The sequence below is a fragment of the Streptomyces spongiae genome (assembly GCF_009377185.1).
Classification (GTDB): Bacteria; Actinomycetota; Actinomycetes; order Streptomycetales; family Streptomycetaceae; genus Streptomyces; species Streptomyces spongiae.
The window spans coordinates 1-10,564 of sequence record NZ_VJZC01000350.1 but is presented as its reverse complement, the minus strand read 5'-3'; the positions used below and the strand labels follow the sequence as shown (position 1 = coordinate 10,564).

7 protein-coding genes are annotated in these 10,564 nt (G+C 70.9%); 2 read left to right on the top strand and 5 right to left on the bottom strand.

The window, feature by feature from the left end; translation table 11 throughout:
• The first annotated feature begins 392 nt into the window (after positions 1-392).
• Positions 393-680: a chorismate mutase gene (locus tag FNH08_RS33615; protein WP_152775310.1), complete on the top strand. Its 288-nt coding sequence runs from the start codon at positions 393-395 to the stop codon at positions 678-680.
• 649 nt (positions 681-1,329) lie between these two features.
• Here the strand turns inward: FNH08_RS33615 and FNH08_RS33610 are convergent.
• Positions 1,330-2,079, bottom strand: coding sequence for a hypothetical protein (locus FNH08_RS33610; RefSeq protein ID WP_322725935.1), 750 nt, complete (start codon positions 2,077-2,079; stop codon positions 1,330-1,332).
• A gap of 312 nt (positions 2,080-2,391) precedes the next feature.
• Between FNH08_RS33610 and FNH08_RS33605 the strand changes: the two genes are divergently transcribed.
• Positions 2,392-3,426 (top strand): LPXTG cell wall anchor domain-containing protein, encoded by a 1,035-nt coding sequence (locus FNH08_RS33605; RefSeq protein ID WP_152775308.1) that lies wholly within the window; start codon positions 2,392-2,394, stop codon positions 3,424-3,426.
• A 126-nt stretch (positions 3,427-3,552) separates the two neighbouring features.
• On the opposite strand, the gene FNH08_RS33600 is transcribed toward FNH08_RS33605, so the two are convergent.
• From FNH08_RS33600 to FNH08_RS33585, 4 genes are all read right to left on the bottom strand, one after another.
• Positions 3,553-5,337, bottom strand: a complete 1,785-nt coding sequence (locus tag FNH08_RS33600) for a GMC family oxidoreductase (RefSeq protein ID WP_322725934.1) — start codon at positions 5,335-5,337, stop codon at positions 3,553-3,555.
• An 82-nt stretch (positions 5,338-5,419) separates the two neighbouring features.
• Positions 5,420-7,051, bottom strand: coding sequence for a succinic semialdehyde dehydrogenase (locus FNH08_RS33595; RefSeq protein WP_152775306.1), 1,632 nt, complete (start codon positions 7,049-7,051; stop codon positions 5,420-5,422).
• Between the two features lie 188 nt (positions 7,052-7,239).
• A complete protein-coding gene (locus FNH08_RS33590) occupies positions 7,240-8,766 on the bottom strand; it encodes a diacylglycerol/lipid kinase family protein (protein ID WP_152775305.1) in 1,527 nt (508 codons plus the stop codon).
• Between the two features lie 237 nt (positions 8,767-9,003).
• Positions 9,004-10,564: serine/threonine-protein kinase (locus FNH08_RS33585; RefSeq protein WP_152775304.1), on the bottom strand; the 1,561-nt coding region annotated here is incomplete at its 5' end.

Below are 10,564 nucleotides of genomic sequence, written 5' to 3'. Positions count from 1 at the left end.
TACCCGTCCCATCCCCCAGGGGCTCCGCCCCTTCGACCCCACCGGGGCTCCACCCTGGACCCCCTTTCGAGGGCCAGCCCCCGGACCCCCGTTCCTCAAACGCCGGAGGGGCTGATTTGGTGCGCGCCGGAGGGGCTGGTTCGTTCCGTCTCACTATCCGAACCCACTTGGCCCTCGCCCCCACCCCCGGCCATACTGCTCGCATGCTCCAGCACCAGACGTTCGTCTTTACCTATGGCAACCGGCCCACCGGCTGCCATGGTCGTGCTGCTTGAGCAACTGACAAGCGACTTCCCAGGCGCCCCGGGCCGACAAGGCCCGGGGCGTTCTGCTGTTTCCGGGGCCTGCCGCTCCGGGGCTTCCTTCCTGAACACGAGCAAGGAGCCCCCGCAATGACCACCACCACCGAAGCCACCGAAGCCACCGAAGCCACCGAAGCCACCGATGTGATCACGGGCGCACGCGAACGCATCGACGCTCTGGACGACCGGATCATCGGACTCATCCAGGAGCGGATGGCCGTCTCCGCGGTCGTGCAGGACGCCCGTATCGCCTCCGGCGGCCGCCGTGTGAACCTCTCCCGCGAGATGGAGATCCTCGCCCACTACAGCGAGGCCCTCGGCAAGCCCGGTACCTCCCTCGCCATGACCCTGCTGGAACTGTGCCGGGGCCGCATCTGAGCCACAGCCCCCGCGCACACGGCGCACCACCCCGCTCGCAAGCCCGGCGCACGCACGTCCGCACCCCCTCTCACCCGTACGGCGCGTGACCGCCGTACGACACGTTTCGTTGGTCCTGGTGTCCGTGTCCGTGCCAGCCAGGTGCGGGCCCGAGAAAACCACGCGTGGCTCCGCTGGGGCGATGAGGCGTACGGATCGTGAGTGCGCCGTGGGACCTCGCTCCAGGGTCGTGACCGGACGGCAGGGGACAGCAGCCCGGTCACCCAGGATCGGTCGGCTTCGGGGACGCCCGGAGCCGACCGGCGAAATCTGTTCAAGGGTGGTCGAAACGGTTGCGGAGGCCGCGCCCCATCCAGCACGATGCAGGGACAGCCCGCACCGGACAACAGCATTGCCCCACCTGACTGCCAATGGTCCAGGCCACGTACGCGCCCCCAGTGCGCCGGGGCGCCGACCGAAGGGTCCCGTCCGGCGCATCGGTGGACCGAGAACCAATCAAGCGGCGCAACCCCCCGGCGCCGCTCCCGAGGCACCGGCGCTGCCCTGACGTCGGTGCTGACTCAGAAGAGCCCCGCGGGACGCGTCCCGCGGGGCTCTTCGCAGTCCGCCCCAGCGAGCGGGACATCGGCGGACCGGCTCAGCCCGCAGTTCAGCCCGCGGCCTTCTCCAGCTCGGCCAGCTTCGTCAGCTGAGCCTCGATCACATCCGCCGGCACCTGCGCCTTGTCCGCGTCGAGGACGTTCATGGCGTAGAACGCCGCGAGCGTCGGCCCGCTGCGGACGATCGTGAAGGTCATGGGCACGTCGGTGCCCTCGATGGAGCCCTTCATCTGGTACGAGACCGCCTCGTCGCCCTGCTTCGGGTCGGGCAGGGCCTTGACGCCGCTGTACTTGTAGTCGGTGTGCTCGAAGGCGGTGCACGACTTCGACGCCGTGCGCAGGCCGGCCATCACCTTCTCGGCGTCGCTCTGCTCGTCGTGCGCCAGCAGAGCGAGCGAGACGACGGTCGCGTTGAGGTCGCTCGTCGCCGTGAGGGTGCGGGCCGTGCGGAGCTCGGCCCGCGGGGTGGAGGTGAAGAAGAACATGTCCGCGACGGACTGGCAGGCGGCCGGCTCGGCGGGCACGGTCTCGGCGGGGATGTCCCCCTCCGGCGTCTTCGCGACCTTGTAGTTCTTGATGTCACCGCTCACGATGGCGGCCTTCTCCAACTGGGCCTCGGTCAACGGAGCCGGGCCACCACCGCTCGTGGCACCGCCCCCGCCGCCCTCCGAGCCGCCCTTCCCCTCGTCGGCCGCCTTGGTGGCGGTCGCCCCGGTCGGCTTCCCCTCGGTGTCCTTCTCGTCGTCGCCCCCACCGCACGCCGCAGTGAATCCCAGCGTGGCCACGACCGAAACTGCCACGACAACCCGCGACATCCTTGACTTCACATTCCCCGCCTTCGATTCCGGCGCACCCCCCGCACGCCCTGCACGCGCCGCACGCCCTGCACGCGCCGCACGCCCTGCGCACCCTGCGCACCATCGCGACATCACGCCATACGACCGGTCCCTGTGCATCCCCATGCATCCACATGTGACCCACACCACATAAGAATTCTGTGAAAACGGGCGCAACCCTTCACAGGTCTCACGGGTCACATGTGCAGAACCAACGACCATGCCCGCGCCCCGCGGCATGGCGGCCGCCCCGACCCGCACCCGGATGAGGTCCCGATGAAGCTTCGCCGTGCTCTGGCCACAGCGGCCGCGGCGGCTGTCCTGGCGCCGCCGGCCCTGCTGTCGGCCCCGGCCGCGTTCGCCGACGAGCCGTCGACGCCGAACGGGACCCCGAGCACGAGCACGCCCGGGGCGGCCCCCGAGTCCACCCCCGGGGCGACGCCGGAGACCACTCCGCCCACCACGACGTCGGAGCCGGAGGCCACCCCCTCCACGTCCGCGCCGGTGGACCAGAAACCCGCCGCGAACACGGCCGGAGCCCGGACCCCGACGTCCACCCCGTCCCAGTCGAGCGCGGCGGACCCCTTGGACCCCGACATCCCGTTCTGCGAGGAGCTGGACGAGGACTTCGACGACGTCAAGGTGTCCGCCGAGGTCAAGGGCCTGCCCGGCAAGATCGTCGCGGGCAGCGGGCGCCACGCCTTCCAGCTGGTCGTCACCAACGACAGTGACGTGGACGTCAGCAGGGTCGCCTTCTACGCCGAGGTCGAGAACGACGAGGCGGACGAGGACAAGTTCCTCAGCCCCCACGCCGACCTGGAGTTCAAGAACCCCGAGGACGGCAAGTGGACCCGGATCGGGGACGACGACTGGGCCGGTGACTACTTCTCCTACGTCGACGAGCTGAAGGCGAAGGCGAGTGAGAAGTTCGATCTGCGCGTCAGCATCGACGCGAAGGCGCCCGTGGGCGACGCCTGGTCCTTCGGTTCCGGCGCCTACCTCGACAAGGTCGACGATCAGGACTGCGTCGCCGAGGGATGGGCCGAGGCCGACTTCGAGGTACTGAAGGCCGGCACCAGCAACCCGGACCCGGGTGAGGCCGAGCCGGGTGACAAGGACGAGAAGGACGAGAAGGACTCCGTGAAGAAGCCGCAGGGCGACGTCTCCGAGCTGCCGACCGGCAGCCTCGCCCACACCGGTTCGAGTTCCGCGCTGCCCGTCATCGGCCTCGTCGGCGGTATCGCCGTCGTCGCCGGCGCCGGCGCGGTGTTCCTGGTCCGCCGCCGCAAGGGCGAGGACACCACCGCGTAGGACATCCCGGGCCGCGTAAGGCATCACGGCTCGCACAAGCAAGGAGGACCCGCGCTCGGAGGGGAGCGCGGGTCCTTCTCCTCTTCTACGGGACCTCGTACTCCTTCTACGGGTCCTCGTACTCCGCTACTTCTTCGGCGGCACCGTCGGCACCCCCAGGAACGGCAGCCGCAGCGCGCCGAACGCGTGCACCGGGACCGCCGGGTGCCGTGGCTCCACCGGCTTCAGCCGTTCGTACGCGGCGCCCTGGGCCGGACGCGGGTCGGCCTCGCCCCTGTTGGGCCAGTACGACATCGCGCGCTCGGCCTGGGCGGTGATGGTGAGCGAGGGGTTCACACCGAGGTTGGCCGAGACCGCGGCGCCGTCGACGACCGAGATGCCCGGGTGGCCGTACAGCCGGTGGTACGGGTCGATCACGCCCTCCTCGGGGGACGCCCCGATCGGGCAGCCACCCAGGAAGTGCGCGGTGAGCGGGGTGCCCGCCAGCTCGCCGACGTTGCTGCCGGCGAAACCGTTGATCTCGGCGGCGAGGGCGGAGGCGGCCTCCGTGGCGGCCCTGATCTGCTTGGGGTTGGGGGCGCCGTGTCCCTGGCGTGCCGTCAGCAGCCCCTTCCCCACGCCCTTCTCCTTCAGGTACGTGGTCAGGGAGTTGTCCAGGGACTGCATCACCAGGCCGATGATGGTCCGCTCCGACCAGCGTCGGTTGGACAGCGAGCGGACCACGAGCCACGGGTGCCGGGCGGCGTGCGCGAGCCAGCCCAGAACCCTCGACGAGCCTTCCGCGTACGGCACTTGGAGGATCGACAGGCCACCCATCGAGTTGGATCCCTTGCCGTAGCGGACGGGCTCGATGTGGGTGTTCTCGTCGGGGTGGATCGAGGAGGTGATGGCCACGCCCCGCGTGAAGTCGGCCCGCTGCGCGCCGTGCGCCTTGCGGTAGCGCCGGTCGTCGGTCTGCGCGCCCACCAGCGCCTCGGAGTTGGTGCGGGTCAGCATGCCCAGCCTCGGTGAGAGGTAGGGCAGTTGGCCGCCCGCCTTCATACGGTGCAGCAGCGTCTGGGTGCCGTACGTGCCGGCGGCGAGGACGACGCGCCGAGCCTTGAAGACCCGCCCTTCGCTCTTCCGCCTCTCATCGGTCGGGAGCGTCGCGACGGCGTACCCGCCCTGCGAGTCGTCGGTGACCGACACGACCGTCGTCATCGGGTGGACGACGGCGCCCGACTTCTCGGCCAGATACAGGTAGTTCTCGTTGAGGGTGTTCTTCGCGCCGTGGCGGCAGCCCGTCATGCACTCGCCGCACTCGCTGCAGGCCCTGCGGGCAGGCCCGGCGCCACCGAAGTACGGGTCGGCGACCTCCTCGCCGGGTGCGGCCTTCGCCTGGCCCTCCGCGTCCTCGCCGTCGCCGAAGAACACACCCACGGGGGCCAGGTGGAAGCTGTCACCGACGCCCATCCGTTCGGCGGCGGCCTTGAGGTGGACGTCCGACGGGGTCATGGTCGGGTTGATCCGTACGCCGAGCATGCGACGGGCCTGGTCGTAGTACGGCCGCAGCTCCTCCTGCCAGTTGGTGATGTCCTTCCACTGCGGGTCCTCGAAGAACGGCTTCGGCGGTACGTAGAGGGTGTTGGCGTAGTTGAGGGAGCCGCCTCCGACTCCGGCGCCCGCCAGCACCATCACGTTGCCCAGCAGGTGGATGCGCTGGATGCCGTACATGCCCATCCTGGGCGCCCACAGGTAGTTCTTGAGGTCCCAGGAGTTCTTCGGCAGCGACTCGCGGGTGAAGCGGCGGCCTGCTTCCAGGACGCCTACGCGGTAGCCCTTCTCCGTGAGGCGTAGTGCGGTCACCGAGCCGCCGAAGCCGGAGCCCACCACGATCACGTCATAGTCGTATGCGGAGTTCTCCTGGGGCACGTGCTGTCTCCTCGTTGAGTGTGCAGTGCGGGTTGTCCGTGGGTTCTCGCGCAGTTCCCCGCGCCCCTTTCAGGGGCGCCCCCTAGCGCAGCCTCAGTGCCTTCATCGCCCTCAGGCTCCTGCTCATGAACTGTGCGTACTTCTCGTCGTCCATCCCCAGCGCCGGCGCCATCGGCAGCACCCGCTGCTGGGCGATCGTCTGGGCCTCGGTGTACTTGAGGATGCCCTCGGAGCCGTGCCGGCGGCCGAGGCCGGAGTCCTTCATACCGCCCATGGGCGACTGGACGCTGCCGTACGCGGAGGCGTAGCCCTCGTTGACGTTGACCGTGCCGGTGCGCAGCCGGGAGGCGACCTCGCGTCCGCGCCTGCCGTCCTTGGTCCAGACGGACGAGTTCAGGCCGTACGCCGTGGAGTTGGCGAGCTCGACGGCCTCGTCCTCGTCCTTGAAGCGGTAGATGGAGACGACCGGGCCGAAGGTCTCCTCGCCGCACACGGCCATGGGGGCCTCGACGCCCTCCAGGATGGTCGGCTCGTAGAAGTACGGGCCGATGTCCGGGCGGGCCACACCACCGGCGACGACCTTCGCGCCCTTGGCGACGGCCTCGTCCACGTGCCGTGTGACGGTCTCCAGCTGCCGCTCCCCCACCAGCGAGCCCATCTCGGCTCCGTACGCGAGGGATGCGCCGAGCCGCATGGCCTTGGTACGGGCGGCGAACCGCTCGACGAAGGCGTCGGCGATCGACTCGTGGACGTACAACCGCTCGATGGAGATGCAGAGTTGACCGGCGGACGAGAAGCAGGCGCGGACGGCGCCGGCCGCGGCCTTCTCGATGTCGGCGTCCTCCAGGACCAGCATGGCGTTCTTGCCGCCGAGTTCGAGTGACACGCCTACGAGCCGAGCGGCGGCGCCCTGGGCGACCTCGCGGCCGGTGCGGGTGGAGCCGGTGAACGAGACGTAGTCGGCGTGCTTGACGACCTCCGGTCCGACCACCGGGCCGTCGCCGAGCACGACTTGGAAGACCTCGGCGGGCAGTCCGGCCTCGATGAGCAGGTCGCGGGCCCACAGCGCGGTGAGGGCGGTCTCCGTGTCGGGCTTCATCACGACCGCGTTGCCGGCGACGAAGGCGGGGATGGCGTCACCGACCGACAGTTCCAGGGGGTAGTTCCAGGGGGCGATCTGGCCGATCACACCGCGCGGGTGGCGCAGTTCGGTGACGCGGGTGAGGGTGGGCATGGCGCCCGCGTGCCGCTTGGGCTTCAGGTACGAGGTCGCCTTGCGCCCGTAGTGGCGGGCGGCCACGGCGACGGCCTGGACCTCCTCGTGCGCGTGCAGACGCGCCTTGCCGGTCTCCAGCTGGATCAGGTCCAGCACCTCGGCCTGGCGCTCCAGCACCAGGTCGTGGAAGCGGAGCAGGACGGCGGCACGCTCGCGTACGGGTCGCTGGGCCCAGACGGCCTGTGCCCTGCGCGCCTGTTCGTAGGCGTTCGCCACGTCCTCGGGGGTGGACTCGGGCAGGTCGGCCAGCTTCTCACCGGTGAACGGCGTGTGGTTGGCGGTGCGGCCGGAGCCGGCCACACCCTTGGTGAGCTGCGCTACCAGCTCCGGCGTGACCACGTCGGCGGCGGTGCGGGCGCCCTGGGGGGCGGGCGCGAGCGGGTTGGTGCCGGGGGTTGCGTCCATGCCGGTCTTCTCCGGGGCCTGCGAGTCCATCATGACGCGCAGGGTATGCCTGCGCGGAGCCTTTTGGTACCCGGCGGTAACAGGCTTTCACCGGGCGCACACACCATGCCAGCGATCAGTGGCAACGAATGCACTGATCAGGGCGTGGGGCCGGTGAGGGAGACGCGCACGATGACGACTTGATCACGTCGTGAGAGCCTTCGGGCACGTCGTGAGGATCTTCAGTCGCGGTCCTGTGGGTCCCGTCCCTTCCACCGCTTCTGCCGGTCCTGCCAGGTCTGCCGGCTCTGCCACCCACGCCATGCCTGTGGGTCGCGCCACGTGTTCGGGTCGCGCCAGTCCCGTTGTCCCCGCGTGTTCCGGTCGCCGTGGCCTCCCCTCCAGTCGCCGCTCCAGTCGCCCCAGCCCTGGCGGCTCTTGGGCAGGGCCGTGCGGCCCACCGCGGCCGCGAGCTTGCGCAGCCGTCGCCAGTCCATGGGCGGCTTGGCCTCCGGGACGCCGGGGCGGTCGGCGGGGACCCGTACGCGCAGGGCCCCGGGCTCGATCCGGCACCGTACGGGTGTGGGCAGGACCAGTGCCTCGCCGTCGACGCCCACCTCGATCTCGGCCCGGTCGGCCTGGACGACGATCTCGGCGGCGGTGAGGACCGTGAGCCCGGGGGCGTTCGGTCCCAGCAGCAGGGCGGCGGCCTCGGCGGCGCTCTCGACCTTGACGCCGAGCACCCCGAGCACCCCGGAGTCGAGCCGTTCCCGGCGTCCGAGGCCCGCGAGGTCGTCGCTCCGGTAGGGGTTGTTGCTCACGAGCACGGCCTGGGGCGCCTCGATGACGGTGTTCTGGGCGCGTGCCACGAGCCGTGGCCCTCTCTGGTGGGTGAGCAGTTCGGGCAGCAACTCCAGCGTCGTACGGACCTTGTCGTCCCGGTACTCCGGGCTCTGCACGACGGCGGCGTAGGCACCGAAGGAGGCGTTGTTCACGAAGGGGTGGGTGTCGGCGAAGCCGAGGTCGACGCGGAGTTCGACGCCCGCGTCGGTGAGCGCGTCGAGGCAGGCGGCCGGGTCGTCCCGGTCGAGGCCGAGGTCCATGGCGAAGTGGTTGCGGGTGCCGGCGGAGATGACGAGGAAGGGGATGCCGTGCTCCGCGGCGACCGCTGCCACAAGGGCCTGTGTGCCGTCCCCGCCGGCGACCCCGAGCAGGTCGGCTCCCCGGTCGACGGCGTCCCGGGCGAGGGCGACGACGTCCTCGTGCCGTGCGGGGTCCAGCAGGTGGACCTGTGCCCCCAGGCGCTCGGCCCTCTCCTTCAGCCCGAACCGCTCGACCTTCCCGCCCCCGGACCGCGGGTTCATGATGAGGAACGGCCGGGTCGGGGCCGGCGTCCGGTACTCACGCACCCGTACGTGGTGCGACTTGGTGCTGCTGAGGGCGAACTTCCCGGCCCAGACCGCGAGCGCCCACAGCGCCAGGGACACCACGACGACCCACAGCAGATTGGCGGCGGCGAAGAACCCGAGGACCGTGACGGGCGCGGCGACCGCGAGCAGCGCGGCGGCGATCCGGGCCGCGCCCTTGCGCGTCAGCACCCACCACAGCGCGGCGACGGTGACGGCCACCCCGAGCAGCCCGACGCCGACGAGCACGAGGCTCTGGGCACGGGCGACCCCGAGGGGCAGGAGGACGGAGAGGCCGGCGGCCCCGAGCGCGATGCGCGCTGCCCAGCGCTGGGTGGCGTGGGCGCGTTCGTCAACGTACATGGAGGCGCACCTCTGGCCGGGCGGTGGGGTTCATCGGATCCCGTTCTCCTCGCGCTCCTGGCCGTGTGCGTCCGCGGCCGGACGCCGTCGCGGAGCGGCCACGGCGCAGAGCGTAGCCGCCGCCACCGCCCCACCTCGCCCTTCCACACAGATGATCCACAGCCCGTGGCGTGCGGATACCCCGAGCCGCCCCTCAGTCACCGACAACGGGGTCGGCCATGGCCACGAATGGCCGAATCACAGCTTGTTGATGTCCAGGTTCGCGATCGCCGCCTTCGCCACCTCGCGGCCGCGCTCCGTGAAGTCGCCCTTGCCGGGGTAGCTGATGGTGAGCTTGTACATGTCCCCGGCCTTGCTCCGGTAGTAGAAGATCTCCACCTCGCGGGGGCGGGGGTCCTGGCTGTCGGTGGTCGTGTACGTGACGGTGTTCTCGGCCGACTTACCACTCTCGTACGTGGTCTCCTTGGGAGCGGTCTTTGGCCCCTCGGGCATGGACAGGTCGTAGCTGCCCTCGTTCTTGAACTTCTCGTTGTCGGCGTACATCTCGGCCGCCGCGGAGTTCTTGATCTGGTTCAGGGAGTCCTGGGACTTCCGGGCCACGTTCACGCCGATCCAGATGCCGCCGCTCCAGTCGGAGTAGGTCACCCAGTTCTTGTCCCGGTCGTCGGCGTCGGGCCGGGTGACCTGGTAGTCCGCGGGCACGCCGAGCGTCACGCCGAGCCGCGGGTGCGCCCTGGTCTTCCAGCCCTCCGGCAGCGGTCCCGCGAACGGGTCGGCGACCACCAGGTACGCCGCCACCGCGCCCGCGACGACCGCGGCGCCGAGGCCGAACAGGGTCTTGCGGCCGATACGGACGCCCTTGCCGCCGGGGCCGGAGAACTGGACGACCTGGGTGGTTTCCGGGGCCGGGGGTCTGGCGGCCTCCTCCAGGAGGGCGCGGACCCGGTCGGCGGACGGGCGGCGTGCCGGGTCCTTGTTCAGCAGGCCGTTGATGACCTCGGCGAGCGGGCCGCCCGCGGAAGCGGGCGCGGCGGGGGTGGAGTTGAGGACGGACTGGAGGGTCGCGGGGGTGTTGGTGCGGCGGAAGGGCGAGACGCCCTCGGTGGCCGCGTAGAGGAGGACACCGAGCGACCACAGGTCCGACGCCGGGCCCGGGCGCTGGCCCAGGACGCGCTCCGGCGCGATGTACTCGGGCGAGCCGACGAAGTTGCCGGTGTCCGTCAGGTTCGTCTCGCCCTCGATCTGGGCGATGCCGAAGTCGGTGAGGACGACGCGGTCGTGGCGGCCGAGGAGGACGTTGTCGGGCTTGACGTCGCGGTGCAGGATGCCCGCCGCGTGGGCCGCCTCCAGGGCACCCAGTACCTCTAGTCCCAGCTTCGCCGCGTCGCGCACGCCGAGGGTGCCCTCCTGGAGCGCGGCGCCCAGCGAACGCCCCTGCACCAGCTCCATCACGATCCACGGTTGGCCGTCCACGACCGCCACGTCGTGCACGTTGACGACCGCCGGGTGGTCGAGCCGGGCCGCGGCGCGCGCCTCGCGGCGCATGCGTTCGAAGGCTTTGGCTCGTTCGCGATCGGGAAGATGGTCCGGGACGCGGGGCTCCTTGACGGCGACCTCGCGGTCCACCGTCTCGTCCTTGGCCCGCCAGACCGTGCCCATGCCGCCGTGACCGAGCTTGGCGAGCAGCCGGTAGCGGTCGGCTATCAGACGTCCGGCGCCCGGGTCGTCGTGCGGGGGCTGGGCGTCATTCTGTGTGGGGGTCGCGTGCGGAGGCCTCGCGTGCGGGGCGGGCCCGGGC

Coding starts and splice junctions, on each gene's coding strand:
- FNH08_RS33595 (WP_152775306.1), bottom strand. CDS start 7,051: ATGATGGACTCGCAGGCCCCGGAGAAGACCGGCATGGACGCAACCCCC.
- FNH08_RS33615 (WP_152775310.1), top strand. CDS start 393: ATGACCACCACCACCGAAGCCACCGAAGCCACCGAAGCCACCGAAGCC.
- FNH08_RS33605 (WP_152775308.1), top strand. CDS start 2,392: ATGAAGCTTCGCCGTGCTCTGGCCACAGCGGCCGCGGCGGCTGTCCTG.
- FNH08_RS33590 (WP_152775305.1), bottom strand. CDS start 8,766: ATGTACGTTGACGAACGCGCCCACGCCACCCAGCGCTGGGCAGCGCGC.